Source organism: Thermococcus kodakarensis KOD1 (genome assembly GCF_000009965.1).
In the GTDB taxonomy this organism is placed as follows: domain Archaea; phylum Methanobacteriota_B; class Thermococci; order Thermococcales; family Thermococcaceae; genus Thermococcus; species Thermococcus kodakarensis.
Genome location: NC_006624.1, coordinates 615,383 through 638,982, shown reverse-complemented (window position 1 = coordinate 638,982; position 23,600 = coordinate 615,383). Strand labels below are relative to the sequence as shown.

The 23,600-nt window shown below is 54.2% G+C and carries 34 protein-coding genes; 18 read left to right on the top strand and 16 right to left on the bottom strand.

From position 1 onward, the window contains the following. Positions 1–47 precede the first annotated feature (47 nt). Positions 48–842 (top strand): DUF63 family protein, encoded by a 795-nt coding sequence (locus TK_RS03670; RefSeq protein ID WP_011249694.1) that lies wholly within the window; start codon positions 48–50, stop codon positions 840–842. Positions 843–913: 71 nt separating this feature from the next. On the opposite strand, the gene TK_RS03665 is transcribed toward TK_RS03670, so the two are convergent. Genes TK_RS03665 through TK_RS03655 form a run of 3 tightly spaced genes read right to left on the bottom strand, consistent with a single transcriptional unit; the run spans position 914 to position 2,910 of the window. After that, positions 914–1,486: a DUF998 domain-containing protein gene (locus TK_RS03665; RefSeq protein WP_332370040.1), complete on the bottom strand. Its 573-nt coding sequence runs from the start codon at positions 1,484–1,486 to the stop codon at positions 914–916. 38 nt (positions 1,487–1,524) lie between these two features. Further along, positions 1,525–1,833 (bottom strand): antibiotic biosynthesis monooxygenase, encoded by a 309-nt coding sequence (locus TK_RS03660; protein ID WP_011249692.1) that lies wholly within the window; start codon positions 1,831–1,833, stop codon positions 1,525–1,527. Positions 1,834–1,881: 48 nt separating this feature from the next. After that, positions 1,882–2,910, bottom strand: a complete 1,029-nt coding sequence (locus tag TK_RS03655) for a hypothetical protein (RefSeq protein ID WP_232500611.1) — start codon at positions 2,908–2,910, stop codon at positions 1,882–1,884. Here TK_RS03655 and TK_RS11805 point away from each other — a divergent pair. The 3 genes from TK_RS11805 (at position 2,812) to TK_RS03645 (ending at position 4,161) form a co-directional block, all read left to right on the top strand. Then, complete coding sequence (locus TK_RS11805; RefSeq protein WP_232500637.1) at positions 2,812–3,042, top strand: 4Fe-4S dicluster domain-containing protein; 231 nt, start codon at positions 2,812–2,814, stop codon at positions 3,040–3,042. The genes TK_RS03655 and TK_RS11805 overlap by 99 nt on opposite strands. 86 nt (positions 3,043–3,128) lie before the next feature. Next, complete coding sequence (locus TK_RS11890) at positions 3,129–3,614, top strand: hypothetical protein (protein WP_011249689.1); 486 nt, start codon at positions 3,129–3,131, stop codon at positions 3,612–3,614. A gap of 31 nt (positions 3,615–3,645) precedes the next feature. After that, a complete protein-coding gene (locus TK_RS03645; RefSeq protein WP_011249688.1) occupies positions 3,646–4,161 on the top strand; it encodes a DUF835 domain-containing protein in 516 nt (171 codons plus the stop codon). A 50-nt stretch (positions 4,162–4,211) separates the two neighbouring features. Here the strand turns inward: TK_RS03645 and TK_RS03640 are convergent, their stop codons facing one another. The 5 genes from TK_RS03640 to TK_RS03620 all read right to left on the bottom strand — a co-directional run bounded on the left by TK_RS03640 (position 4,212) and on the right by TK_RS03620 (position 7,090). Next, positions 4,212–5,003, bottom strand: a complete 792-nt coding sequence (locus TK_RS03640) for an SDR family oxidoreductase (protein ID WP_011249687.1) — start codon at positions 5,001–5,003, stop codon at positions 4,212–4,214. A gap of 39 nt (positions 5,004–5,042) precedes the next feature. Next, a complete protein-coding gene (locus TK_RS03635) occupies positions 5,043–5,855 on the bottom strand; it encodes an MBL fold metallo-hydrolase (RefSeq protein ID WP_011249686.1) in 813 nt (270 codons plus the stop codon). A 21-nt stretch (positions 5,856–5,876) separates the two neighbouring features. Then, the gene (locus TK_RS03630) at positions 5,877–6,359 is read right to left on the bottom strand and encodes a type II toxin-antitoxin system VapC family toxin (protein ID WP_011249685.1); all 483 of its coding nucleotides are present in this window, start codon (positions 6,357–6,359) and stop codon (positions 5,877–5,879) included. Further along, positions 6,346–6,543: an antitoxin family protein gene (locus TK_RS03625; RefSeq protein ID WP_048053681.1), complete on the bottom strand. Its 198-nt coding sequence runs from the start codon at positions 6,541–6,543 to the stop codon at positions 6,346–6,348. The genes TK_RS03630 and TK_RS03625 overlap by 14 nt, the downstream gene beginning before the upstream one ends. 82 nt (positions 6,544–6,625) lie before the next feature. Continuing rightward, positions 6,626–7,090: a NifB/NifX family molybdenum-iron cluster-binding protein gene (locus TK_RS03620; protein WP_011249683.1), complete on the bottom strand. Its 465-nt coding sequence runs from the start codon at positions 7,088–7,090 to the stop codon at positions 6,626–6,628. Between the two features lie 124 nt (positions 7,091–7,214). Here TK_RS03620 and sufC point away from each other — a divergent pair, with 124 nt between their 5' ends. The 6 genes from sufC (at position 7,215) to TK_RS03590 (ending at position 12,774) form a co-directional block, all read left to right on the top strand. Beyond that, complete coding sequence (gene sufC, locus TK_RS03615) at positions 7,215–7,955, top strand: Fe-S cluster assembly ATPase SufC (RefSeq protein ID WP_011249682.1); 741 nt, start codon at positions 7,215–7,217, stop codon at positions 7,953–7,955. Further along, complete coding sequence (locus TK_RS03610; protein ID WP_011249681.1) at positions 7,952–9,292, top strand: SufB/SufD family protein; 1,341 nt, start codon at positions 7,952–7,954, stop codon at positions 9,290–9,292. Before sufC ends, TK_RS03610 begins: the two co-directional genes overlap by 4 nt. Before the next feature lie 20 nt (positions 9,293–9,312). Then, a complete protein-coding gene (locus TK_RS03605; protein ID WP_011249680.1) occupies positions 9,313–9,915 on the top strand; it encodes a class I SAM-dependent methyltransferase in 603 nt (200 codons plus the stop codon). 71 nt (positions 9,916–9,986) lie between these two features. Continuing rightward, positions 9,987–11,144 carry a WD40 repeat domain-containing protein gene (locus TK_RS03600; protein ID WP_011249679.1) on the top strand — a complete coding sequence of 386 codons (1,158 nt, stop codon included), beginning with the start codon at positions 9,987–9,989 and terminating at the stop codon, positions 11,142–11,144. Further along, positions 11,123–12,067: an ABC transporter ATP-binding protein gene (locus TK_RS03595; protein WP_011249678.1), complete on the top strand. Its 945-nt coding sequence runs from the start codon at positions 11,123–11,125 to the stop codon at positions 12,065–12,067. The genes TK_RS03600 and TK_RS03595 overlap by 22 nt, the downstream gene beginning before the upstream one ends. Next, on the top strand, positions 12,055–12,774 hold the full coding sequence (locus TK_RS03590) for an ABC transporter permease (protein ID WP_011249677.1): 720 nt from the start codon (positions 12,055–12,057) through the stop codon (positions 12,772–12,774). The genes TK_RS03595 and TK_RS03590 overlap by 13 nt, the downstream gene beginning before the upstream one ends. Before the next feature lie 31 nt (positions 12,775–12,805). Here the strand turns inward: TK_RS03590 and TK_RS03585 are convergent, their stop codons facing one another. Next, the gene (locus tag TK_RS03585; RefSeq protein ID WP_011249676.1) at positions 12,806–13,051 is read right to left on the bottom strand and encodes a hypothetical protein; all 246 of its coding nucleotides are present in this window, start codon (positions 13,049–13,051) and stop codon (positions 12,806–12,808) included. 33 nt (positions 13,052–13,084) lie between these two features. Next, positions 13,085–13,708, bottom strand: a complete 624-nt coding sequence (locus TK_RS03580) for a NifB/NifX family molybdenum-iron cluster-binding protein (RefSeq protein WP_011249675.1) — start codon at positions 13,706–13,708, stop codon at positions 13,085–13,087. Between the two features lie 113 nt (positions 13,709–13,821). On the opposite strand from TK_RS03580, the gene TK_RS03575 reads away from it, so the two are divergent. The 3 genes from TK_RS03575 to TK_RS03565 are packed head-to-tail and all read left to right on the top strand — an operon-like array spanning position 13,822 to position 15,162. Continuing rightward, positions 13,822–14,241 carry a NifB/NifX family molybdenum-iron cluster-binding protein gene (locus TK_RS03575; protein WP_011249674.1) on the top strand — a complete coding sequence of 140 codons (420 nt, stop codon included), beginning with the start codon at positions 13,822–13,824 and terminating at the stop codon, positions 14,239–14,241. Positions 14,242–14,243: 2 nt separating this feature from the next. Further along, positions 14,244–14,675 (top strand): methyltransferase family protein, encoded by a 432-nt coding sequence (locus TK_RS03570; RefSeq protein ID WP_011249673.1) that lies wholly within the window; start codon positions 14,244–14,246, stop codon positions 14,673–14,675. Further along, positions 14,623–15,162: a DUF2250 domain-containing protein gene (locus TK_RS03565; protein WP_011249672.1), complete on the top strand. Its 540-nt coding sequence runs from the start codon at positions 14,623–14,625 to the stop codon at positions 15,160–15,162. The genes TK_RS03570 and TK_RS03565 overlap by 53 nt, the downstream gene beginning before the upstream one ends. Here TK_RS03565 and TK_RS03560 read toward each other — a convergent pair. The 4 genes from TK_RS03560 to modA all read right to left on the bottom strand — a co-directional run bounded on the left by TK_RS03560 (position 15,081) and on the right by modA (position 18,213). Further along, a complete protein-coding gene (locus TK_RS03560; RefSeq protein ID WP_011249671.1) occupies positions 15,081–15,482 on the bottom strand; it encodes a hypothetical protein in 402 nt (133 codons plus the stop codon). The two genes, TK_RS03565 and TK_RS03560, sit on opposite strands and share 82 nt — an antisense overlap. A gap of 91 nt (positions 15,483–15,573) precedes the next feature. Beyond that, entirely contained in the window at positions 15,574–16,635 is a 1,062-nt protein-coding gene (locus TK_RS03555) for an ATP-binding cassette domain-containing protein (protein ID WP_232500610.1), read from the bottom strand. Beyond that, positions 16,610–17,407, bottom strand: a complete 798-nt coding sequence (locus TK_RS03550; RefSeq protein WP_011249669.1) for an ABC transporter permease — start codon at positions 17,405–17,407, stop codon at positions 16,610–16,612. Before TK_RS03550 ends, TK_RS03555 begins: the two co-directional genes overlap by 26 nt. Next, positions 17,395–18,213 carry a molybdate ABC transporter substrate-binding protein gene (gene modA / locus TK_RS03545; protein ID WP_011249668.1) on the bottom strand — a complete coding sequence of 273 codons (819 nt, stop codon included), beginning with the start codon at positions 18,211–18,213 and terminating at the stop codon, positions 17,395–17,397. The genes TK_RS03550 and modA overlap by 13 nt, the downstream gene beginning before the upstream one ends. A 434-nt stretch (positions 18,214–18,647) precedes the next feature. Between modA and TK_RS03540 the strand changes: the two genes are divergently transcribed. Genes TK_RS03540 through TK_RS03525 form a run of 4 tightly spaced genes read left to right on the top strand, consistent with a single transcriptional unit; the run spans position 18,648 to position 21,546 of the window. Beyond that, a complete protein-coding gene (locus TK_RS03540) occupies positions 18,648–18,860 on the top strand; it encodes a FeoA family protein (protein WP_048053680.1) in 213 nt (70 codons plus the stop codon). Continuing rightward, positions 18,861–19,088, top strand: a complete 228-nt coding sequence (locus TK_RS03535; RefSeq protein WP_011249666.1) for a FeoA family protein — start codon at positions 18,861–18,863, stop codon at positions 19,086–19,088. After that, positions 19,085–21,103 carry a ferrous iron transport protein B gene (gene feoB / locus TK_RS03530; protein ID WP_011249665.1) on the top strand — a complete coding sequence of 673 codons (2,019 nt, stop codon included), beginning with the start codon at positions 19,085–19,087 and terminating at the stop codon, positions 21,101–21,103. Before TK_RS03535 ends, feoB begins: the two co-directional genes overlap by 4 nt. Then, positions 21,100–21,546 carry a hypothetical protein gene (locus TK_RS03525; protein WP_011249664.1) on the top strand — a complete coding sequence of 149 codons (447 nt, stop codon included), beginning with the start codon at positions 21,100–21,102 and terminating at the stop codon, positions 21,544–21,546. Before feoB ends, TK_RS03525 begins: the two co-directional genes overlap by 4 nt. A 54-nt stretch (positions 21,547–21,600) precedes the next feature. Here TK_RS03525 and TK_RS03520 read toward each other — a convergent pair whose 3' ends face one another. Beyond that, entirely contained in the window at positions 21,601–22,263 is a 663-nt protein-coding gene (locus TK_RS03520; RefSeq protein WP_011249663.1) for an MBL fold metallo-hydrolase, read from the bottom strand. An 86-nt stretch (positions 22,264–22,349) separates the two neighbouring features. Between TK_RS03520 and tsaA the strand changes: the two genes are divergently transcribed. Next, positions 22,350–22,859, top strand: coding sequence for a tRNA (N6-threonylcarbamoyladenosine(37)-N6)-methyltransferase TrmO (tsaA, locus tag TK_RS03515; protein ID WP_011249662.1), 510 nt, complete (start codon positions 22,350–22,352; stop codon positions 22,857–22,859). Here tsaA and TK_RS03510 read toward each other — a convergent pair whose 3' ends face one another. Further along, positions 22,860–23,597, bottom strand: coding sequence for a Rossmann-like domain-containing protein (locus TK_RS03510; RefSeq protein ID WP_011249661.1), 738 nt, complete (start codon positions 23,595–23,597; stop codon positions 22,860–22,862). Between the last annotated feature and the right edge of the window lie 3 nt (positions 23,598–23,600).

Sequence of the window (23,600 nt, the reverse complement as noted above, 5' to 3'; positions counted from 1 at the left end):
CCCAAAAGTCCTTTAAAGCACCAGTTCAACAAAGTCCGGTGGTTAGAATGAGCGTTGAAGGGGCTGTAATTGACTTCTTTTATAGGTATTTCTGGGAACCGATGTTCACGAGGAGCGGCTACAACGCGGTTAACACCTTTGTATATGCGCTCCTCTTCGGTCTGGGCGTTATTTACACATACAAATGGATAATCAAACCGCTGAAGATACCCGTGGACGAGAGGCTCTTCTGGGCCGTTACACCGATGGTCGTCTTCGGCGCAACTGTGAGGGCGCTTGTGGACGGCGGAGTCCTGCCCCAGCATCCGCTCATCCTCACTCCCGGAATCTTCTTCACGGCGTTCTTTCTGATACTGCCTGCAATCTACGCCGATTCAAAGCTTGGGATGTATCCCAAGATAACTGTTGCATGGGGAACGATACTGGCGCTCTGGGCAAACTACCTCCTCGTGACCCACGCCAAAAACTGGGAGCCCTACGAACTTACCCTTATCCACACCGCCGTTAGCTTTGCCGCAGTGTTTATATTCTACAGGTGGAGGCCCTTCGACAGGCTCTACCTCTACCCTGTTCTCGCCCACTACTTTGACGTGGCCTCAACCGTTGTTGCGATACACTTCTACGGCTACCGTGAAGTCCACTGGATTGAAAACCACCTCGTCAACTGGTTCGGGGCCTACATCTACTATCCGTGGATAACCCTGATCCTCGTTGTGGTCTATTACGCCCTGAAGGAGCTCGTTACGGATGAAGAAGAAAGGCGCTTCTGGTATCTGGCCATCTACATCCTCGGTCTTGGGCCAGCAATAAGGGATCCCGCCCAGATGATCCTCCAGCTCTGAGCTGGTGACGTTCTTTCTCTTTTCTCTCCCTTCTCTAGTTCCAGTTAGCAGGAAAAAGAAAAAGAGAGAACTCAACGGGTTTTGCCCCAGATCTTTGAAAGGACTGCGTAGTGCCAGATCGTAACCGCCAGTGCTCCGATGAACTCTGGTATCGCAACACCCTTGAAAGTTCTCATGGCCCAGATGGCGAGAATCCACGCCAGAACGAATAGAACTACCGTGAAGTACAGCATCTTTCTGTCCCCTGAGAGTCCCATGCCGATGCCGGCTATCAAGAGCCCAAAGCCCGCCGTCAGGAAGAAGCCCCAGCTGACGTAGTAGTGGGGCGAGGTTCCCTCTGGGAAGATGCCTATCAGAGCTAAGAAGACAAAGCCCGCTATGAGCACCCAGATCCCAGCCTTCTCTACGCTGTTTCTAGCCATGTCGAGGACGCCGAGGGCGTAGTAAATTGCCAGCACCGCCGTTATAACGAGCGGCACGTTGAGGAGCCAGTTGTGGGGGAGGCCGAGCTTCCCGAGGTCGCTTATCGCGTTGTCGGTTAACCTCCACCACGAGCGGTTCACATAGATAGCCGTGAGAATTCCAGAATAAGCAACGAGCGGGGCTATCAGCCCGGCCCACAACTGCGACCTCTTCATCCCCATCACCAAAAATTATTGGGGTCCAAAAATTAAAAGCTTGCTCACTTCTCATAGAATATCTCGTAGTGCTGGACGTACTTCTCCTTCTCAAGCAGGAACTCGTCGTCCTCCGGGTAGTACTTGGCCAGCTCTGGATTTTCTCCCGCGAACTTCTTGATGGACTCCCATGAATCCCATATCGTCACGAGCAGGAAGTGGGTTTCTTTCTCCTCGTCCCGCCTCGTGAAGTAGAGCTTCAAAAGCCCTTCGACGGAGCTGTAGTCCGGAACCGCCCTCTCTATCAAAAAGCGCTCGTAGGCGTCTCTCTTCTCCCTCGGCACGCGCCCGTGCCACAGCCTCATAATAGCCATTCCTTAACACCTCCTGTTATCTAGCACGCTGCCGTATAAAAAGGTGTCTCACTCCGCCAGTGCCCACTGTGCACTCCTGAAGAAGCTTACAAGGCCTACTACGGCCCCAAAGAGCCAGAGAAGGGCGATTATCACGAACTTTAACTCGGGGATGAAAAGCTCCAGGGTGGAGAATGCAACTCCAGAGATAATCCAAACAGCCGAGAGCACGACCAGCTTTCTCAACGATGGGGCGGCAGTCTGCTCAACATCCAGTCCCCTCGACTTCTTGAGCGCCCTGTAAAGGAGATAGAACGTGAGGGCGTAGAGGAACCAGACAAAGGCCTGAGCTCCAAGCCCGGGTATTGCTTCCCTTTTTATTCCCAGGCCCAGAGCAATGTAATACGCCAAAAGGATGGGGACGAGAAACTTTAGTTCCCCCAGCGTGGGAAGGAGGTCGTCCAGGTTTTCTCCTTCATAGCGGTTTCTCCACCACCGCACGAGGAGGAGAATCACCGCCAGCGTTGAGGCCAGGGATAGAAATGAATGAACTGGCGAGGGAGAGTTTGAGCTCTCCAGGGCCCCAAGAACCATGGCAAAGAGAAGGGGCCGTTTTAAGACGAATTCTGGAAGTAGCTTTCTCCTTGAAGTCAGCAGTTCGGCAGTCCCAACGGCCATCATGAAGGACATGAATGGATGCCAGAAGAACACAACAACGAGAAGCTCAAGGATGCTGATTCCGCCCACCTGAATCGGGGACTCCCAGTCCGGGTTCCAGATTATCTTGGTGATGTACGCCTCGTAGAGGCCGAAGATGACGCCCGCCAAATATAGGGTCTCGAAGCGTGGCCTGCCGAAGCGGTAGACTATGGAAGCAAGAACGAGCGCGTGGAGGCCGTATAGGGGAAGGATAACGAGGATCCCCCAGGGGGAGAAGAACGGATAGAGAGTAGCTCCTATGGCCACCTCACCGAAGAGCGCGTTCGGGAATACGAGTGGATTCCAGACTTCTGCGACCGCTGCAACGCTTGCGTTAGAGCCTGCCCGGCCCAGGCGATATACATCACGCCGAAGAGGGAGAACAGCCGGGAGGTGCACATAGATTACACGAAGTGCGCCGTCGTCTTCTCAAGAACCCTCGGCTGTTCGGTCTGCGTGAAGGAGTGCACGTTCACAAAGGGGAGCTACGAGAGGATAAAGCGGGCCTACGAGAAGGTTGCCGGGAGATAGGGAAAAAAGTTGCATAGCCCTCTTCCCCATTCCGCAAAGGTTTATATAACTGCATAACATAGCGTCATATCTGAGGGGAAGGGAGTATGGTGAATTCCTCGGTGATAGGTGCCGTCTCGCTGATAGCGGTGAGAACGTTCGGTGCTTCCATGTTTCTGTACGCCTATCACATGAGTAGGAGGAAATTCGCCCTCTTTCTCGCGCTCACCCATGTCGCGGGAATCTTCGAGGTGGTCTTTGACCTTGCTGGCATGAGCGTTGAGAACTTCTTCATCGCGCTTGCCTTTGCCCTGGCTTCTGCGGGTCTCTTTTATCTGATATGGGAAGACTCATCGCGTCCTTTTATGAAAGGACTCTACAGGGCCGCTTTCATCCTTCTACTCATCCTCGGTGTGGCCGATAGCATACTCGAAAAAGACCTCCCCTGGGATATATACTTCCTCGGCGGATTTTTGATAATGATGCTTGGAATACTCGGGATGGACGTGCTCTCCAGGAACTTTTGTCTCGCTCTCGGGCCTGCTTTCCATAATCTACCCCCTACCATACCAGTACGGCCTCACGGCACATAAGCTGCTGCCTTCGGTTCAGATAGTCGCGGTAGTGCTTGGAATAGGCTCGCTTTACTTCTACTACCGGGTAATCTTCAGCCCGCGCTTCCTAAGGGACTACGATGTGAAGAACATCGAGATACCGGAGTTTGAAGGGGTCCAAATAATTTCGCCAGAGGACTTCAAAAATATCAAAGCCCAGCTGGAAAACGTCCCCGTTCTTGCGTTTCTGAGAACTTTAAAGCCCCCAGAGAGCTGGAAACCCTTTTTCTTCACCACAGCGAACAATATGGAGATTCCAAACACAATCCGGCCGACCGACCTTTATAAAATGGTCGAGACAGTCCACAGATATCTCCTGGAGGCAGAAAGAAGCGGTGTCAAGGGCATTGTGCTTGTGGAGGGGTTGGAATACCTTAGAATACACAACGAATTCCCGTCGATAGCAAAGATGATGAGCACGGTAAGAGATTATATTATCTCCAACAAAGGGGCGCTCATAGTTGTTATTGACAAAAACGCCCTGGATGAGAGGGAGTATATGTTGTTGAGGAGAATTCTGGAATGAGTCTTAGCTCGAAATCTCCAAAAATAGAGATGGATGCGAAGAAAGCGAGCTCAGAATACCGAGTTGAGCCTTCCACCATCAACCGGAATCATGGAGCCGTTTATGTAACCCCCGAGGTCGCTGGCCAAGAAGGCCACGAGGTAGCCTATCTCCTCTGGTTCTCCCAGCCTTCCGAGAGGTATTGGCTTCGCGTACTCCTGGAGCGCCTCCTCAACGGTCTTGCCTTCCCTCTGGGCCCTGTCCTTGGCCAGCCGTATCATCCTGTCTGTCTTTATGATGCCGGGCATTATGCCGTTGACGGTTATCCCCTTCGGCCCGAGCTCTTTCGCGAGCGTTCTCACGAGGCCAGCCATCGAAATCCTCACGACATTGCTCAGCGCTATGTTGGGTATCGGCTCCTTTATGGCGACGCTTGTGGAGTAGACTATCCTTCCGAAGCCCTTCCGCTCCATAGCCGGAACGAGTGCCCTCGTGAGATAGACCGCAGGATAGAGGAGAAGCTTAACTGCCCCTTCCCAGTCCTCCATGTCCATCTCCATGAAGTAGCCAGGCTTGGGCCCGCCTGTGGAGAAGAAGAATATGTCGGGTTCGCCGATATCTTTAAGTTCCTTCACCGTTCTCTCAAGGTCTTCCCTCCTGGTGAGGTCTGCAACGATGTAGCTCACCTCAACATCGCTCGCGGCCCTGATCTTCTCCTTTGCCCTCTTCAGGTTCTCCTCGCTTCTGGATAGGAGTACTACGTCCGCTCCAGCCTTTGCCAGAACCCTCGCAACGCCGAAGCCTATGCCCTTGCTTGAGGCTGTCGTGAAGGCCAGCTTCCCAGAGAGGTCTATACCAAGCATCCACATCACCAAGAATGGTTTGATTCCAAAGGTAAAAAACTATACCCTAATCTCCTTCCCAACGAATAGAGGCTCCGCAAGCCCAAAGTGCTCCTTGAGATAGGCGTACTCATCTATTCCTGTGCAGTGGCCAGCGTAGAGAGTTCCCACGCCGAGCTCCCTGAGCCCTTCAACGGCATCGTCCAAGAGATGCTCAGGTGCTCCCCTCAGGTGAAAACCGCCGATCAGGGCCTTTATCGGTTTTCTAGTCAGGTCTATCGCATGCCGAGCAATGTTGAGGATTCCGCTGTGCCCGCAGCCCGTTATAACGGCCACGCTGTCTCCAAGATCAAGTATGAGTGCGATGTCATCTTTAACAGGGTCTTTGACTTCTTTTCCGTCTTCAACAAGGTAGCCAACGGCCCTGTCCCATGTTTTTCTCTCAATCTTTCCGGAGGAGATGAAGCCCGGAAGGAACTCGAAGGGCTTCTCGCTCAGGTGGAAGACTGCCCCAAGGCTCTCAAGCTCCTTCCTCGTGAAGGGGATCCCTATCTCCCTCCGCCTCGGCTTTAGGGCTATCCTTCTGGCGAAGATCCCTGGGTGGGCGTAAACGTCGAGCGGTTCGCTCCGAGCTTTGAGCAGCTCGGCTATTCCGCCTGTATGGTCGTAGTGGCCGTGGGTTATGAAGAGGGCATCTATCGAGTCCAGCTCAACCCCAAGTTCCCGTATGTTGTTGAGGAGCACCCTACCGTCCGTGCCAGTATCCACGAGAACCCTGTGGCCGTTGTGCTCAACGAGGGCAGAAAAGCCGTGGTAGCCGATCAGGCCCTTCCTCCAGCCGGCGTGGTTTTCAAATAGGATTGTGACCTTCATACTGCTCACCAAACAGTTTCGTTATCCATCTTGTTCTGAGATTAAAGGAGAGATAACTTCCAGGAAATCAACCTTCTCAAAGTCGCTGTCAAAAGTTGCTATCTTCTCTATTCCATAGGACTTGCAGGTGGCTACTATCATGGCATCGTTGGTCAGCAAACCATATTTCTCCCCGAGCTCGGCAGAGAGCCTTGAGATTTGCCAATCAATTTCAAGAACCCTCAAAAATCCGCTCTTCACGAGCTTCTCAATTGAGTCCCTGACCTTTTCATAAACCCACGTGTACTCATCCAAGTGTTTCTTGAGGTCGTAGACACCTTTCAGCCCATCTCTGATAGCGAGAGTGAACATAACCTTGTAAGCTGTTTCGGAAAATACTATTGGGTTTATAACAAGGGCATGGCCCTCCTCGATGAGGGACTTCACGAGCTTCTTCGCTTTTTCGTCTCCTAGATTCAGCCCAACGAGGACAGAAGAGTCCACGAAGACCTCAGAGCGACTCATAATAGGCCTCCTTAAGCCTTTTGTAGTCTATGTTCTCAACCTTCTCAATGATGAGTGAGTCTAGAAGCTTATCAAGTTCTTCCTCATCTATTATCTTGATAATGACTTTTGAGTGCTCCTTAAGTTTGGGTTTTTTCAGGGGTATCAGGACGCCGTTCTCGTAAACGGCCTCAATAATCTCCATCATTGTTCACCGTTGTTTTTTTGGTCGTGAAGAGATTTAAAGTTTTGTCAGAAAGAAAAGTAGAAGTAGTTAGTGAAGGGCCTCACCAGCCCCATCCGCCTCCTCTGCCGCCTCCCATTCCACCGCCTCTACCACGGCCCATTCCTCTACCCATGCCGCCCATACCGCGTCCCATGCCTGGTCCCATTCCGCCCTCGGGACCGAAGACCGCAGTGGTCAGCTCTCCCCTGAGGAATGCCTCAACGGCCTCCCTGACGGTCATGGTGGCCGGGGCCGAGACCATCTTTATGCCCGCGGCCTGGAGAACTCCCGAGGAGTTGGGGCCGAACTGGCCAGCAATGACAACGTCGGCGCCCTGGTCTATGACGAACTGCGCCGCCGTAACCCCCGCTCCCCTCGGCTGTGAGTAGCCGGGGTTCGGTACCACCTGAACGTTCACTATCTCTCCGTTCTCAACGTCCACGATCGTGAACGTCGGCGTTCTTCCAAAGGCCGGGTTCACCCTGTCGTCGAGCCCTCCGGTAACGGTTGATACGATTATCCTCATGTCCTTCACCTCCATCGGAGTTAGGAAAGCCTAAGTTAAAAGCCTTGTGCATATGCTCATTACACAAGTCTGTTCCAAAATGCTTAAAAAACGTCCCATCAACGTTACCCACGGAGGTGAGCGAATGCTCAAAGTTGAGAACCTTCACGTCTCAGTTGAGGACAAGGAGATTCTAAGGGGCGTAGATCTTGAAGTTAACCCGGGTGAGTTTCATGTAATCATGGGGCCGAACGGCTCAGGAAAGTCAACGCTGGCCCTGACGATAGCGGGTCATCCCAAGTACAGAGTTACCGATGGAAAAATCCTCTTCGAGGGGGAAGACATCACCGAACTCGGTCCCGACGAGAGGGCGAAGAGGGGGATTCTGCTCGCGTTTCAGGTTCCACCCGAGGTCGAAGGAGTTAAGGTCATAGAGTTCCTCCAGCAGGTGCTCGTGGAGCTGAAGGGAATGGACCCCGCTGAGGCCTACGATCTCGTAGTTGAAAAGGCCAAGGAGCTCTGGTTCAAGGAGGAAGACCTTCACCGCTACGTGAACGTTGGCTTCTCCGGTGGTGAGAGGAAGAGGCTTGAGCTACTTCAGGCACTTCTCATCGAGCCGAAGCTTCTCATTTTGGATGAGCCGGACAGTGGCGTTGATGTGGATTCCCTCAGCATAATCAGCAGGAAGATAGAGGAGCTCCACCAGCGCGGGACGGCGATACTCCTCATCACACACTACGGCAGAATCCTCGGCCACCTCGACAGGGAGAAGCTCACGGTTCACGTCATGAAGGACGGCAGGATCGTCAAGACCGGCTCCGGCGAGCTCGTTGACCAGATAGACCGCGAAGGGTTTGCCAGGATATTCGAGGAGGTGGGAGCATGACTGAAACTATAACAATGGCCGATGCAAAGGCCATCATCGAGAACCAGATTGAAGAGCTCGCAAGGAGGAACAAAGAGCCGGAGTGGATGACAAAGATAAGGTACAAGGCGCTGGAAGCCTTTGAGAGGGCACCTCACAAAGACCCTGTCATAAGCGAGGAGCAGCTCCTTCACTTCATAGCCAAACCAGAGGTAAAAGGCCTTCCCGACCATATAGAGAGCCTCGACGACCTCCCGCCAGAGATGAAGGCCCTCCTCGACAGGCTGGGCATAAGCGAGGTGGAGCAGAAGTACATAGCCGGGCTTGCGGTTCAGACGGACACGGGCGTCATATACAACCAGTTCCTGCAGGACTGGGCCAAGAAGGGCCTCATAGTCCTCCCGACGGAGGAGGCCGTTAGAAAATACCCCGACATAGTCAAGCAGCACTTCCTCAAGCTCTTCCGCGCAGACGAGAGCAAGCTTACTGCCTATCATACGGCAGTATGGAACGGCGGAATATTCCTCTACGTGAAGGAAGGCTTGAAGGTTCCCTTCCCGCTGCACCTGTTCTTCCTCATCCAGGAGAGTGCGCTGGCCCAGGCGCCACACATAATCATCATAGCCGAGAGGAACACCGAGTTCCACCTCATCGAGGGCTGTACCGCTCCGATACTCCTCAAGCACTCCCTACATCTCGACATGACTGAGGCCTACTTCCACGAGGGGGCGAAGGCCCAGCTCACAGTCCTCCAGAACTGGCCGGAGTACGTCCACACGAGGCCCATGACGAGAGCAAAGGTAGGGAGGGGCGCGCGCTTCATCAACACGACGGTAACCCTCGGCTCTGGAAAGAGCAACATAGGAGATCCACACTACTGGGTCGAGGAGGGCGGCCACGTCGAGCTGAACGGCATAATCCTCGGCCAGAAGGACTTTTACGTTGACCTCGGCGGCAGGATGTTCCTCCAGGGGCCGGGAGCGAGCGGAATCAACGCTAGCAAGGCAGTCATAATGGACGAGAGCACCGTCGTGACGAGGGGAATCATCGAGGCGGACGCTCCGAAGACGAAGGGACACATAAGCTGTGACGCACTCCTCATGAGCGACAAGGCGGTTATGGAGACCTATCCGGGGCTTATAAGCAGGGTTGACGATGCCGAACTCAGCCACGAGGCGGCGATAGGCAAGATAAGGGAAGAGGAGCTCTTCTACCTTATGAGCCGCGGACTGGACGAGGAGAAGGCAACCCAGCTCATAGTCAAAGGCTTCCTCGATCCGATGCTCAAGGACATCCCGATGGAGTTCCTCGTTGAGATAAGGAAGATAATCGAGCTTGCTGTAAGCGGGGGCATGTGAGCCCCCTTTCGGTGTCTTTTATGTACCGCGAGAAGTACGACAGGATAGCGGGCTTTTACGAGCTACTTGAAAGGCCGCTTGATAGGTTCTTCAATCCACTCAGGGAGAGTGCGGTTTCTCTCGCGGAAGGCAAAACGCTCGAAATAGGCGTTGGAACTGGGAAGACCCTCAGGTACTACCCCCAGGACGTGGAGCTCTACGCCATTGACGGCTCAGAGAAAATGCTCGAGATGGCCAAGAAAAGGGCGAAAGAACTTGGAATGGATGTAAAGTTCAAGGTTGCCGAGGCAGAGAGCCTTCCCTTTCCTGATGACTTCTTCGACACCGTTGTCTCTTCCTTCGTCTTCTGCACCGTTCCAGAGCCGGAAAGGGCCATAGAAGAAATAAAACGAGTCCTCAAGCCCGATGGAATGGCGATTTTCCTTGAACACACCAAGAGTGAGAGCGAGCTGGTGAATTACCTCTTCCTCCTGCCGATGAAGCTCATTCTCAAGCCTCTCCTCGACGACGACCCGCTGAGGGACACCCACAAGCTCGTGAGGAAGCACTTCAAAGTGGAGAAAGAGGAAGCCTACTACAGCGGCGTGGTCAGGCTCATAGTGGCAAAGAACGATAAGGACTAAGCCCGAGCGGAGTTCGGATCCCATGCGGAAGGTTTATTTTTGGGGTTTTGAAATCAAAGATGGTGTGAGAGATGGAGTTGGGACTTCCAGCGGCCTTTATGCTGATCCTAACGCTCACCCTCCCGCTGGCTCTCGCCGAGCCGGTTCAAATGTGGAGATACACCGATCAGTGCGCGGCGTTTTCGGTCTCTTTCAACTCGAAAGGCTACGTTGGGCTAGCCTTTGGCTATGACGCTGAGCTGCTCTCTCCCGAGGGAAAGCTCCTCCTCAAAGCTCCAACAAGGGGCATCGCATATTCTTCGGCCCTTTCTGACAACAACGTCCTCCTGATAGGGACGGAAGGAAGCTGGGTTCAGGCGTTTTCGGAGCCCAAAAAACTGCTCTGGGAAAGGAAGCTAAGGGAAGCTGTTGTGAGCGTCTCCATATCGGCCGATGGGAAAGTCGCCGTCGCGGGGGATGCCGCTGGCTACGTTTACCTTTTCCAGGACGGGGAGCTGAAGTGGGAGAGGAACATTGGGAAATACGTCTGGAGCGTTGTCCTTTCAGGTGAAAGAGTTCTCGCAGGTAGCAATGCTGGAATACATGTATTCAAGCTCGATGGAACACTCCTGTGGAAGAAAGCATTTAATGGAGCCGTTAGGAAGATTGTACCTCTCAAAAACGGCATAGCAGTTCTTGTAGTTCCGCAGGACGAGAGCTGGAGCGAGTTGATTTTTCTCTCGGATAGCGGCTCAGTCATCTGGAAAAGGCACTTCAACGGCTACGTCCGCTCGATTTCAACCGACGGGGAGTACATAGCGGCCGCAGGAATGACGGGGAACGTGACGCTCCTTGACTCTGCCGGAAAGCTCCTCTATTCAACGCCCCTCCTGAGTTATGCCAACGACGTTGCAACGTTTAAAGGCTACACTGTGGTGGCCTACGGAAAGAACGTCGAGCTTATAGCCCCCAACGGGACGGTCGAGTGGTTCGAGAGCTTCAACGGGACTGTTTACCACGTCGGCTTCTCTCCCACGGGCTACTTCGTCGTTGACTACGGCTCCCACGAGATAGACAACTGCTACAGCGTCATAGTGGCCTACTCAGTTGCTCCAACCGCCCAGGGCCAGTCGGAAACCGCGGGAGAGAAAAGCTCAGTAAAACCCGGCTACAGCCCCCTCATCGCTGGTGGAATCCTGGTCGGGATAGCCCTCCTCGGGGTGCTGATATGGCTGCGGAGGAAGCAATAATAGCGAAAAACCTCGTGAAGAGATACGGCGACTTTGAGGCCGTTAGGGGGATAAGCTTCACGGTTAAGCGCGGGGAGGCCTTTGCACTTCTCGGCCCGAACGGGGCCGGAAAGACAACGACAGTGAGAATGCTCACGACTCTCACCAGGATAACCTCTGGAGAGGCCTACGTGAACGGCTACGACGTGAAGAAGGAAGGCCTAATGGTTAGGCGCTCGATAGGCCTTGTCCCCGACATATCCAACCTTTACGAGGAACTTACCGTCGAGGAGAACCTGAAGTTCACCGCAAACCTCTACGACGCTCCAAAGGAGAACGTGGCCAGACTCATTAAGGAGTTCAACCTCCCGGCAAAGAGGAAGTTCGGAAAGCTCAGCTCGGGCTTCAAGAGGAGGGTAACGATAGCGGCAGCGCTGGTTCACGAACCCGAGATACTCTTTCTTGATGAGCCTACAAACGGCCTCGACGTCCACTCCGCCAAGGCCCTGAGGGCGCTCATAAGGGAGCTGAACAAGAGGGGCATGACTATTTTCCTCACAACCCACAATATGGTTGAAGCTGAGACGATACCGCAGAGAGTCGCTATAATGAACAAAGGAAAGATAATCGCCGAGGGGACGCGGACGGAGCTTCCGAAGCTCATTGGGAAGGGGACGAGGATCAGGCTTCAGGTCGAGCCGCTCTCCAACAAGCTCCTCGATGCCCTCTCAGCTTATGGCCCGACCTTCGATGAGGGAGATATCGTGATAACGGTTCCAGATGCCGACGCCTTCATGGCAGAGCTGTGCAAGCTCAGAGAAGAGCTCGGCTTTAAAGTCCTGAAGGTCTCGACAGAGGCGCCGAGCATAGAGGAAGTCTTCATAGAGCTGACGACAGAGGTTCCAAAAGGCGGAGCGTGCGGCTGCGGGGGGTGTCCTCTTTGAAGGTTCTCACGATAGCGAGGAAGGAACTCAAGGAGTACGTCCTCAAGCCGGGCTCAATAAGCTGGGGCGTTGTGTTCCCGATCGTCTTCACGTTAGCGTTCATAGTCCGCTTCGGCGACATAGACCACCTCGCCCCGGGTCTCGTCTCGATCTCGATAGTCTTCGGTACGACTTCATTTGTGGCCTCGTCCATAATCTTCGAGAGGAGGCTCAGAACGTTTGAACGCCTCCTCGTTGCTCCTGTGAGCTACATCGAGATAATCCTTGCCAAGCTCTTAGTCGGCTCCCTCTTCGGCCTCTTTGTGGCTCTAGTAAGCCTCGCTCTGGTGTCACACTTCATGGTCTATCCAGTCTGGAACGTGCCTATGGTTGTTGGCTACGCCTTCCTCGGCGGGCTGGCCTTTTCTGGATTGGCCCTCTACATATCGCTCGTCGTCGAGAACCCGATAAGCGCCATGACCTGGCTGAACCTCCTTAGACTCCCCATGATGTTCACGAGCGGTGCCATAGCTTCCCTCCTCCTCTTTCCACGCTGGTTTTTGATAGCAGGCTACCTGACACCGATGACTTATCTCGTGGAGGGGCTCCGCTTCTCGATGTTGAAGTACACAGAAGTCGTCCATCCCGTTTACTCCGCACTGATCTTGATATTCCTAACACTGCTGTTCACATACCTCTCGATAGAGCGGCTCAAAAACCTGTACTGAACGGCCTGAAAAAGAAGCATGGAAAAGAGAGCTAAGGCCAGAACCAGCGGCCTCTCCTCGGACTTATGAAGCCCCAGAGCATGTAGAGCACCACGAGGGCTATAACATAGGTCGCAGCCACTAGGAAGAGCTTGAAGAGCAGGTAGAGGATCAGGAGCAGGAAGATTAGGTCTATTATTCCGTAGAGTCCAAAACGGCCGAAGAAGCCTCCATAATAGGGTGGATACGGGCCGAATCTTCCACCCCTGCCCATACCCCTTCCGTAACCGCGCGGCATTTTGGGCACCTCAAAAAGTTAAAGGGAAAGGCCTCACCACCAGCCGTAATACCGGCGGAGGGTTCTCCTGCTGGGCATTCCTGTCCACGGGCAGTAGCCGAGCCTCGCTCCCCAGCCTCTTCCTCCTCTGCCCCAACCTCTGCCGAAGCCGCGTCCTCTACCCCATCCGCGGCCCCAGCCTCTGCCCCAACCAGGGCCGAAACCGTAGCCGTAGGCAGGATAAGCCGGGTAGGCTGGGCCGTACGCTGGCGGCACCGGTGCTACCGGAGTTGCAGGGGCCGCTGGAGCGACGGGAGCCTGCGGAGCGGGTGCCGTGAACTGGGCCGCTTCACCGCTCACGACGCTCTTTATGGCCTCCTCCACTGGTGTCCCTGGAGCGACCTGGTAGAGCCTGATACCAGCGGCCTGTATGGCACCGAGTGCGTTCGGGCCGACCTGAGGAGCTATTATTGCCTCAACGCCCTCGTTGATGAGGGTCTGGACTGCCATTGGTCCGGCCCCTCCGCCGGCCATTGCGGCGCTGTTCTGAATGACCTTCTCGCTGACGATGTTCCCGTTCTCGTCAACGTCCGCTATGTAAAATGCCGGTGCCCTCGCGAAGACCGGGGCGACCGTGTCTTCTCTACCTCCACCGTTAGTCGGGACAGCGATCCTCATGCCAACCACCTCCATTCTTTCGTCTATTATTTTGTGCATATGCACAGCATTTAAAGTTTTCGGTGAGCCTAATCCTTATAAAACCCCTACCGAAGGAATTTCAGGTGATGCTCATGGCTGAGAAGAGATGCCTCAAAGTCGCGTTCGGAATGGAAGATGATGAACACCTCATAGATGCACACTACGGTGATTCAGAGTTCTTCGCGATCTACGAAATCTGCGAGGATGGAAGCATAAAACTCCTCGAAAAGAGGCACAACAAGGCTAAAGACATAGAGGAAGAACACGACGAGGGGCACGGCGACCCGAGGAAGTTCAAGGCAGTCGTCAGCCAGCTCCTCGACGTTGACGTTTTAGCAGCTTTCAGGATGGGCCCGAACTTCCTGAGAATCCGGGACAAGACCAACAAGGTGGCATTCTTCACGAGGACGAGGGATCTAAACCTTGCACTCCAGCGGGTCGTGGAGAACTTCGACGACCTCTGGGAGCAGGTGCAGAAAAAGAAGACCGAAAAACCGCCGATAGAGGAGTGAACATGAAGTTCTGGGGCATCTTTCCAAAGGTTGCCCTCCTTTCTTCCATCTATGCGGTTCTGGCGTTTTACCTAGACGAGAGGCTTGGGGTTAGCTTTCTCGCGTTTCCAGTCCTTGGGTTCCTGATGGTATTCCTCGGCCTCTCCCTCTGGTTTCTCTGCTACCTTCAGGTCTCAAGGGCTTACTCGAAGGGGAAACTGCTCACGGAGGGCTGCTACTCAAGGGTGAGGCATCCGATATACTCCATCTGGGGCTTTCTCGTGATTCCGGGATTCTCTCTCCTCTTCGGTGGCTTCATGCTCTTACTTCCTCTCGTTTACTGGGCGGGCGTGCTCGGGTTCATAGGCGAGGAGGAGAAAGCCCTCGAGGAGATGTTCGGCGATGGATGGAGGGAATACGCAGAAAGAACGCCCAGGTTCGTACCGAGGCCTTGAACTCCTTCCGGTTCACCTCTACGTCCTGGCCCACCTTAAGAAAGCCGGAGTGGATTACGCCAAGATGATGGTGAAAATGAGCGAGCTACCCCTTTCTCTCATCGAAGATGCAATAAGAGATCTGATGGAAGCTGGACTGGTGGAGCGAGACTCTGGAAGTGCGATAAAGAGAAGTAAGGCGAGGTTCAAGAAGGCCTTCGAAGTCCACAAGCACCACACCTACTACCGCTTGTCAAGGGAGGGGGAGCTCTTCGTAAGGAGAATCGACGAGAAGTGGCTGAAGGAGTACTTCAACGCGCTCTTTTCCGATGGCTGGAGGGTTGTAAAAGAGCTCTCAAGAAGCGGAAAGTTTGATGGCCTACCAAAGGAGTTCCAGAGAGAAGAAATCCGGGAGGAACTGCTGGTCTACCGCTTTATAACTCCCTTGGGGAGAACCACGCGGTTCTTTAACCTCCTCGTTGAGTTCCTTGAAATCAGAGCTCGATGATACTCCCTCACTTCCACGAACTTCTCAGGGTAGGCTTTCCGAGTCGTTGCTATGACAACGTCCGGGTTCGCTTTCCTGGCCCTTTCAACGAGCCTTCTAGTTTCGGTGACTATCGCGCAGGTTATCGAGAGAAAGGTCTGGGAAACCCGCCAGACCTTGAAGAGTGTTTCCAAATCACCTTCCGCGTGGAGTAGCGTTGAACCCGCTTTAAATTCGCTCCCGCTTGGGAGAAACCGAACGTTTAAGCTGAGGGAGAAGAGAAAGGAGGATAGCCCCTCCGTGAAGGCTGCTATTCCCTCCTTCCTGGAGACTATCTCCATTGTGCCTTTTCCCTCGATTCTCAGGAACTCGCTCGTCTCGTCGAAGTATGGACAGTCCTCCCGAGGTAGATTTCAAACAGTCTCCCCGGGTTCATTTTATCACCCTCAGGGCACTTGCCTTGAACATGGCGTAGAACTTCTCGCCGGGCTTTATGCCGAGCAGCTCTGCGGCGTTCGGCGTTACAACGGCACTGAGGGGAACTCCCTCTGAGGATAGGCTAAGCCAGACGAGGTGGCCGCGCTTCTCCAGTGACTCGATGAGGACTGGCACGACGTTCTGGGCGGAGCATTCCCCTGGTTCCCTCGCTAGTATTATATCCTCTGGCCTAATGGAGAGAGTCACTTTTCCTTCGGCATCGTCGGCGGTATAAAGAATGACGTTTCCAACCCTGACGGCGGTGAGTTCTCCCTCCTTCCCAACGACCTCCCCGCGGAGCAGGTTGGTTCTCACGAAGTCAGCGATGAACTCGTCTGCGGGCCTTGAGAAGACTTCCTCGGGAGTGCCGAACTGAACTATCCTTCCGTCCCTCATGACAGCCACGTGCTTGGCCAGGGCAAAGACGTCCTCGAAGTCGTGGGTGACGTGGAGGACCGTCGTTCCGTACTCGTCTATCACATTCCTAACGAGGGAGCGGAGCTTTTCGCGCGTTTTGGAGTCGAGGGCAGAAAAAGGTTCGTCCATGAGGAGAACTCTTGGTCTGACGACGAGCGCCCTCGCGAGGGCCGTCCTCTGTTGCTCCCCGCCGCTAAGCGTCCCCGGCTTCCTGTGGAGCAGGTGGTCTATGTGGAGCTCCTCCGCTATGTGCCTTACTTCCCTCTCGATCTCAGCCCTTACGAGGCCCTTCTTCCTGAGGCCGAAGGCTATGTTCTCGAAAACCGTCATGTGTGGGAAGAGAACGTAGTCCTGATAGACGATGCTCATTCCTCTCCTCTCAGGCGGCTCCCTCGTTATATCCTTGCCCTCAAGTATGACCCTTCCCTTTAGAAGCGGATAAAAGCCCGCTATGGCCTCAAGAAGGACGGACTTTCCAGCCCCCGTTGGCCCTATTATAGTCAGATAGTCGTTCTCTTCAACGGAGAGCGAAACGTCCCTGAGATGGAAGTCCCCAAGGTCAATACTGAGGTTCTCAACCTCTAACAGAGGCACTTCCACCACCCTCCAGCCTCTCAGTGAGGAGTATCGCGATGAACGACACGACGACGAGGACGATTCCGCTCGTTATTGCCATTCCGATGTTGCCGTAGGAGATATTCAGGTAGAGCGTAACTGGCAGTATCTCAGTGTTCATGTAGCTCCCGCCCGCGAGGATCAGCACCGCGCCGAAGGCACCCATGGAACGCGCGAAGGAGATGACTGTCGAGGCGAGGAGTCCGTTCTTCGCCATCGGGAGCGTTACCTTTCTGAAGGTCTCGAACTCGGAGTAGCCGAGGCTCCTCGCGACGAGCTCGTAGCGCGGGCTTATCCCCTCAAACGTCGTGTAGATGACCCTGACGGCGTAGGGCAGGGCCGTGAAGAACTGGGCGACCACTATGCCGAGCTTGGTGAAGACGACCCTCACCCCGAGGTCGCTCAGGGCCTCACCAACAGGAGTTCTGCCGAAGAGGAGGAGCAAAGCTAAACCGAGGACGAGCTCCGGGAAGGCCATCGGGAGGTCTAAGATGGATTTGACGGCGCTCTTTCCAGGGAAGTTGAAGCGTGAGAGTGCGTATCCTATCGGTACCCCCATGAGGATTACGAGAACGGTCGAGAGCGAGGCCGTGATCAGGGACAGTTTGAGCGAGTAGAGCATCTCCTCCGATTTCAGGGCCTCAAGCACATCGCTGGGCTTCGGCAGGAGGAAGAGTGTCGCTATCGCCGCGAAAAGGAGGAACGTGAAGATGAAGGCCACCGAAATCGTCAAGCTCCTGAAGTTCAGCCCCGCCATGGCCTGAACCCCCACTTCTCCCAGATCTCGGTGTGGTTTGCTATGAACCCGTTGAAGGCTTTAGCAACCTCAAGGTGGCCGTCCTTCTCCGCGCAGACCGTTACCGCCGTGGGAATAGTCTTGATGATGTTCTGCTCCGAAGGTATCTCAACGACCTCGATCTTGCCCTTTGACTGCGCCCAGGTCGTCATGTCCTCCCAGATTATTGCCGCATCCGCCTGACCAGTCGCTATGTAGATGAGCAGCTGGTTCACCGTCGGCGTGAAAGTCACGACGTTCGGCTTCACTTCCTCCCACAGGCCATTCTTTTCGAGGACTTTCCGGGACACCTTCCCTATGGCGGCCGCCTTCGGGTCGCCGAGGACAACCCTGACTCCTGGCTTCGCGAGGTCTTCGAGGGAGTGAATGCCCTTCGGGTTGCCCTTTGGAACCGCTATGACAGGGATGTGGTAGGTGACGTTCTTCACGGTGCCGTTGAGGATGTAGCCCCTCTCGGCCGCCTGCTGGGTGTAGTACCACGCCCCTGGAACGAAGACGTCGCAGCCGCAGGTCGTTTGAAGAATTCCGAAGATCTCGCTGCTCCCGCCGTAGTGGACCTCAACCTTGGCGCCGGTCTCGTTCTCGAACATCCCTATCAGCTCCTCCATTGGCTTCATGAGGCCGGCCCCGGAGCAGACGACGACCGTTTGGCCCGCAAAGGGCTTTTTCTCCGAACTCCCGGGGGCGTTTTCAGAACCGATGCATCCTGCAACGAGGAGGATACCAGCCAAAACCCCGACGAGTAGTAGGATTTTAACGCCTCTCATCGAACCACCGAAGAAGTTTTGGATTTGGAATTTAAACATTTTGGATAAACAAAAATGTTTATAGTAAGTGGAAGTGTTTACCAAGGCCTCAGAGTTTTGGAGTTGAAAATAGAGAAGATACAAGAAAAAGCTTTTAAGCCCTAATTCGTGCATATGCACGGAAATCGAAAAAAGGAACAAATCTGTGGCCTTGTTCGTGATTTCAAACTCTTTTAGTTCTTTTTCAAACCCATCCATTTTTGGTTTCAACTGACCTATGCTACCTATTTTGGAGCATTTTAGTTAGATTAGGCTAACCTAATTCTTGGGTTTTCAAACATCCAAGTATTTCTTTACAAACAGAAAGTTATTTAAGGGAATGTTAGGTTAGCCTACTCTGAAGTTGTTAGGGATACCTAAGCACGATATACGCAATTGTGCATGGGGGTGGTAGAATGAGGCTCAGCGAAGTTGAACCCGGAAGAACCGTAAGGGTCGTGGGCATTAGGGGCGGCCCAAAGGCCCGTCTTCTGACTATGGGCGTGACTCCAGGAGCTGTAGTAAAGGTCGTGAAGAGGGCACCGCTCGGCGACCCGATAGAGGTCGAGGTTCGCGGCTACAAGCTCTCACTTCGGAAGGAAGAGGCGGACTACGTAGAGGTGGAGTGAATGATGCCCCTGGCATTCGTGGAAGAGGGCAGAAGGGCTGTCATAAGGGGAATCGCCGGGGGAAGGGGAGTAATCCACAGGCTGGCGGAGCTCGGACTGTCGCCCGGCACTGAGGTAGTCGTGGTCAGGAACCAAATGGCCGGTCCGATGATGGTAACCGTTAGGGGAACACAGCTCGCCCTCGGAAGGGGGCTGGCGATGAAGATTCAGGTGGAGGTGATAGGATGAGTGAAGTCGTGATCGCCCTGATAGGAAACCCAAACGCGGGTAAAACTACCCTCTTCAACGCATTAACCGGCCTTAGACAGCACGTGGGCAACTGGCCGGGCGTTACCGTCGAGAAGAAGGAGGGAGAGTTTGAATACAAGGAGATGAAGTTCAGGGTCGTTGATCTTCCGGGTGTATACGGCCTAACCGCCTATTCCATTGATGAGAAGATAGCGAGGGACTTCATAGTGAAGGAGAAGCCCAGAGTGGTCGTTGACATCGTCGATGCATCCAACCTTGAGCGCAACCTCTACCTCACGCTCCAGCTCCTCGAGATTGGAGCCAACGTCGTGGTGGCCCTGAACAAGATGGACCTCGCGGAAGAGAAGGGCTACAAAATAGACCCGAAGAAGCTGGAGGAGGCCCTTGGGGTTCCAGTAGTTCCGATGGTCGCCTCTGAAGGAAAGGGAATCGAGGAGCTCAAGGCAAAAATAGTCGAAGCCATCAAGGGAAAGCCGCGCCCCATCGAGTACCCGAACTTTGAAGCCTATATCGAGCGCATCATGAGGGTCATCGAACGGGACGACGAGCTGGTAAGGAATTATAACCCGAGGTGGCTCGCCATAAAACTCCTCGAAGGCGATGACGAGGCCAGGGGGATAGTCGAGAAAAGCAGATTAAGGGACGATATCCTGAGGGAGCTTATAAACGTCTCGGGAGAGCTCCACAAGAAATACGGGGACGTTGAGCTCGCACTGGCGGATGAGCGCTACGGCCTGATAGAGGAGATAGCCAAGCGGGCCATCGTGAAGAAAGAGGATAGGATAACCTTCAGCGACATGCTGGACGAGGTTCTCACCCACAAATACCTCGGAGTCCCAATCTTCATCAGCCTTATGTGGGCCGTCTTCAAGTTCACCTTCGACGTTTCGGCGCCCTTCAGCGATATTATAGACTGGTTCTTCAGCTGGCTCGGGGATGAAGTCGGGGCACACGTTGCGAACGACGCTCTAGCCTCTCTCCTCAGGGACGGCATCATAGGCGGCCTCGGGAGCGTCCTGGTGTTCCTGCCGCCGATAGCGTTCCTGTTCTTAGCGTTCTCGTGGCTGGAGGACAGCGGGTACATGGCGAGGGCCGCCTTTGTCATGGACAGGGTAATGCACCACTTCGGCCTCCATGGAAAGTCCGTGATCCCGATGATAATGGGCTTTGGATGCAACGTCCCGGCAATAATGGCAACGAGAACCCTTGAAGACGAGAAGGACAGAATTCTAACGATACTCGTGAACCCGCTGATGTCTTGTCCAGCGAGGCTGCCGATATACGCCGTCTTCGCCGGAGCGTTCTTCGCCGGGAGGGAAGGAACGGTAATCACCAGCATGTACCTCCTCGGCATAGCGTTCGCCCTCATCATAGCCTGGCTCTTCAGGAAGCTCATATTCAAGGGCGAGCCCTCCTACTTCGTGATGGAGCTCCCACCATACAACAGGCCCAACTGGGGAACCATCTTTGGCACTGCCTGGACGAGGACGGAGAAGTTCCTCAGGAAGGCTGGAACCGTTATCTTCGCAGGCGTCATCGTGGTCTGGCTGCTCTCAGTGACTGGACCCAGTGGATACCTCGGCTCAGAGGCCCTTGAGAACGGAGAACTGCTCGCAAAGTCCTGGGTGGCTTCGCTTGGGCACGCCCTACAGCCGCTCTTCGCGCCGATGGGCTGGGACTGGAAGGCCGCGGTGGCGCTGTTCTTCGGCTTCATAGCCAAGGAGATCGTGGTCGGGACACTTGGAGTACTCTACGGCGTTGGGGATAATGAACAGGCGATCTCACAGGCAATGGCGGCGAGCGGAGCGTTTAACCCTGCAACAGCCTACGCGTTCATGGCATTCTCGCTGATATACGTGCCGTGTCTTGCCACTATAGCCGTCATAAAGCAGGAAGCTGGCTGGAAGTGGGCACTCTTTGCGGTGGCCTACGAGCTGATCTTGGCGTACATAGTGGCCCTGCTCATAGTCGCGGTGGGGGGTGTGTTCCTATGAGCAGAATAAACCTTGGACAGGTGAAATGGCTGACTGGGATCTTCGGCCTCCTCTACCTCATCGGTGGGATAATCGAGGTGCTCGCCTACTTCGGAAAGGAGATCAAGGTCATTGGAGTTCCAACTGGAGACCTCTTCGCTGCCTTCGCCCTCTTCACGATAAGCGCGGTCTATCTAACAGGTCTCAAGAGGGCCGTTGAGGGCGACCTTAGGAGCGTCTCCTACCTCTACGTGGGTGCACTGCTGAGCATTGGCCTTGCACTCATTGCGGTGCTCGTCATGGGGTCAGATGCAATAGAGGCGTACCTGCTTCACAACGAAGACTTCGCTGGCTGGAGCCCACTTGATGACGTGACCACTTACCTCGTCCTTGGGGTGCTTTCAGTAATAGCCTACCTGCCTGTTAAGGATGTTTCAAAGAATCCGATTAAGGTGAGAGCATAGCCTTCCACGCCATGGGGCATCACCGCTTTCTTTTTCTTCTTTTTAAGAACGTTCTCAGACCTCGATGATACTCCCCGTCATCACTCCCACGTACTTCTCGGGATAGGTTTTCCTCACGTAGGCTTTTGCGAAATCTCCGGAGCAGTGGGCAGGCGCTATGAACTCTGCCATCTCTGCTAATCTGTCAAGTGTTCTCCTAGACGGCCCGTGGTAACCCCCGATGACTAGGTGAGCCTTCTCATAGCCTGAAACATCCAGGAGGGCCTTCGTGAGCCTATCAACGCCCGGATGGGAACAGCCGACGATGACGACGAGGCCCGATGATGTCTCCACCCCAAGGGCCTGCTCGAAGTCATCCAGAGGCCCCGAAGTCCAGATGCCCTTGGCGATTTCTCCAGCAGTGAAGACCTCCATCACATCGAAGCCCCATCTAAGGGCCATCGCCCTGTTCCCAGGTGGAGCGTAGAGCCTAAGCCCAGGGTTCAGCTCCCCCACGTAAGGAAGGCCACCGTAGTGGTCGTAGTGCCAGTGGCTCAGGAAAGCAAAGTCAAGGTCGTTGAGGGAAACACCAAGAGCCTTTGAGTTGTGGGCTAGGACGAGAGGGTTCGTGTCTGCGTCGAAGATAAAGCGGTTTCTACCCTCAACGAGGACGCTCCATCCCCAGTCGTTTAGCAAACCCTCAGCTGGAACGTTGTCGTTTAAGATTATCAGCCTCATGGTTGGGAGTTCAAAATAGCTTCTAAATCTTTTTTGCTGTGGGTTAGACTTAAAGCCTTCGTCCCAGGTTTTGATGGGGGGATAAAATGAGCAAGGCCAAAAGCTATCCTTTGGAAGAAATATGCTATCGCCCGATTGGAGTTATTCACAGCCCCTTCAAGGAGCCAAAAGACGTCCCCATACAGGCCTCTGCGGCGAGGGGAATCAGAGGAACCGTTGATGTGTTTCCCGAGTTTGAGGAAGGACTGAAGGACATTGAGGGATTCTCCCACGTAATTTTGATCTACCACTTCCACAGGGCGAGGTTCAAGAGTCTCCTAGTAAGGCCATACATGGACGAGAACTACCATGGCGTGTTCGCCACGAGGGCACCCGCGCGCCCGAATCCCATCGGCATCTCGATAGTGAGACTCGTTGAAAGGCGCGGAAACGTCCTGATAGTTGAGGATGTTGATGTCCTAGATGGAACTCCCCTCCTGGATATAAAGCCCTACGTGCCAGAATTTGACTACAGAGAGGGAGTGAGAACAGGCTGGCTTGAAGAAAACGTTCACAAGCTCCCAGAGGCAAAAGATGATGGGAGGTTCGCAAAATAACTACGGAACCTCCACCACGTACTTCCTGTTCCCCTTCTCAAAGCCCCTGAAGGAGCCGAGCTTGAGGCCGAGGAGCGCCCTTTCAAGGTCTATCACTTTCATCGCCGCGAGGTGAGTAATCCCAGTTCCTTTAACGAGCTCCTGGTGTATCTGGGCAGTTGGGCCGGTCAGGATTACCAGTTCCGCCTTTTTCGCCCGGTCGAGGATCATCTCAAGCGTTCCGTTAACCAGTGCTGAGCCGCTGACAATGACCGCTTCAACCTCGGGGAGGAGAATGTATTCCAGAGCGTCGCTGAGCGTCTCCCTGTCCCAGAGCTTTGGATTCCGCTCGAAAACGAGGGTCTTAACTCCTTTCTCGCGGAGTGCCCTGACAACGGGTGGCATGTTGCCTATCACTGCTACCTCACTGAAGCCTTCAACAAGCTCAACCACGTCAACATCTGGAAGGTCTGAGACGTCGAGGTGGTACTGGGAGACCGCGTTTACCGCCGCTATCCCGAGGGTTCTCTCGATGACGTTCAGGCTGTCGATCCTTTCAATGAAGGCCTCGATGGAAGGCTCACTTATGGAGTTGGTGTACCTCTGAACCTCCTCCGGGAGGGTCATTGCAACGCCTAGGGATTTTCCTTCAGGACCTTCAATTAAGACCCACGTGTAGGGCAGGGCAAAGCCGAAATCTAAAAGCTCAAGCCCGTTTGCAAGATTCAAAGCCTTTTTCTTGATCTCCGAAAGCAGCATTCA

Bases quoted from the DNA above. Each gene is read 5' to 3' on its own strand.
- feoB (WP_011249665.1), top strand. From the start codon at position 19,085: ATGAGTGAAGTCGTGATCGCCCTGATAGGAAACCCAAACGCGGGTAAA.
- TK_RS11890 (WP_011249689.1), top strand. From the start codon at position 3,129: ATGGTGAATTCCTCGGTGATAGGTGCCGTCTCGCTGATAGCGGTGAGA.
- TK_RS03660 (WP_011249692.1), bottom strand. From the start codon at position 1,833: ATGGCTATTATGAGGCTGTGGCACGGGCGCGTGCCGAGGGAGAAGAGA.
- TK_RS03595 (WP_011249678.1), top strand. From the start codon at position 11,123: ATGGCTGCGGAGGAAGCAATAATAGCGAAAAACCTCGTGAAGAGATAC.
- TK_RS03585 (WP_011249676.1), bottom strand. From the start codon at position 13,051: ATGCCGCGCGGTTACGGAAGGGGTATGGGCAGGGGTGGAAGATTCGGC.
- TK_RS03620 (WP_011249683.1), bottom strand. From the start codon at position 7,090: ATGAGGATAATCGTATCAACCGTTACCGGAGGGCTCGACGACAGGGTG.
- TK_RS03525 (WP_011249664.1), top strand. From the start codon at position 21,100: ATGAGCAGAATAAACCTTGGACAGGTGAAATGGCTGACTGGGATCTTC.
- TK_RS03625 (WP_048053681.1), bottom strand. From the start codon at position 6,543: ATGGAGATTATTGAGGCCGTTTACGAGAACGGCGTCCTGATACCCCTG.
- TK_RS03665 (WP_332370040.1), bottom strand. From the start codon at position 1,486: ATGGGGATGAAGAGGTCGCAGTTGTGGGCCGGGCTGATAGCCCCGCTC.
- TK_RS03670 (WP_011249694.1), top strand. From the start codon at position 48: ATGAGCGTTGAAGGGGCTGTAATTGACTTCTTTTATAGGTATTTCTGG.
- TK_RS03610 (WP_011249681.1), top strand. From the start codon at position 7,952: ATGACTGAAACTATAACAATGGCCGATGCAAAGGCCATCATCGAGAAC.
- TK_RS03575 (WP_011249674.1), top strand. From the start codon at position 13,822: ATGGCTGAGAAGAGATGCCTCAAAGTCGCGTTCGGAATGGAAGATGAT.
- modA (WP_011249668.1), bottom strand. From the start codon at position 18,213: ATGAGAGGCGTTAAAATCCTACTACTCGTCGGGGTTTTGGCTGGTATC.
- TK_RS03580 (WP_011249675.1), bottom strand. From the start codon at position 13,708: ATGAGGATCGCTGTCCCGACTAACGGTGGAGGTAGAGAAGACACGGTC.
- TK_RS03550 (WP_011249669.1), bottom strand. From the start codon at position 17,407: ATGGCGGGGCTGAACTTCAGGAGCTTGACGATTTCGGTGGCCTTCATC.
- TK_RS03640 (WP_011249687.1), bottom strand. From the start codon at position 5,003: ATGCTTGGTATAGACCTCTCTGGGAAGCTGGCCTTCACGACAGCCTCA.
- TK_RS03605 (WP_011249680.1), top strand. From the start codon at position 9,313: ATGTACCGCGAGAAGTACGACAGGATAGCGGGCTTTTACGAGCTACTT.
- TK_RS03565 (WP_011249672.1), top strand. From the start codon at position 14,623: ATGGATGGAGGGAATACGCAGAAAGAACGCCCAGGTTCGTACCGAGGC.
- TK_RS03630 (WP_011249685.1), bottom strand. From the start codon at position 6,359: ATGAGTCGCTCTGAGGTCTTCGTGGACTCTTCTGTCCTCGTTGGGCTG.
- TK_RS03570 (WP_011249673.1), top strand. From the start codon at position 14,244: ATGAAGTTCTGGGGCATCTTTCCAAAGGTTGCCCTCCTTTCTTCCATC.
- TK_RS03560 (WP_011249671.1), bottom strand. From the start codon at position 15,482: ATGGAGATAGTCTCCAGGAAGGAGGGAATAGCAGCCTTCACGGAGGGG.
- TK_RS03600 (WP_011249679.1), top strand. From the start codon at position 9,987: ATGGAGTTGGGACTTCCAGCGGCCTTTATGCTGATCCTAACGCTCACC.
- TK_RS03520 (WP_011249663.1), bottom strand. From the start codon at position 22,263: ATGAGGCTGATAATCTTAAACGACAACGTTCCAGCTGAGGGTTTGCTA.
- TK_RS03635 (WP_011249686.1), bottom strand. From the start codon at position 5,855: ATGAAGGTCACAATCCTATTTGAAAACCACGCCGGCTGGAGGAAGGGC.
- tsaA (WP_011249662.1), top strand. From the start codon at position 22,350: ATGAGCAAGGCCAAAAGCTATCCTTTGGAAGAAATATGCTATCGCCCG.
- TK_RS03510 (WP_011249661.1), bottom strand. From the start codon at position 23,597: ATGCTGCTTTCGGAGATCAAGAAAAAGGCTTTGAATCTTGCAAACGGG.
- TK_RS03535 (WP_011249666.1), top strand. From the start codon at position 18,861: ATGATGCCCCTGGCATTCGTGGAAGAGGGCAGAAGGGCTGTCATAAGG.
- TK_RS03540 (WP_048053680.1), top strand. From the start codon at position 18,648: ATGAGGCTCAGCGAAGTTGAACCCGGAAGAACCGTAAGGGTCGTGGGC.
- sufC (WP_011249682.1), top strand. From the start codon at position 7,215: ATGCTCAAAGTTGAGAACCTTCACGTCTCAGTTGAGGACAAGGAGATT.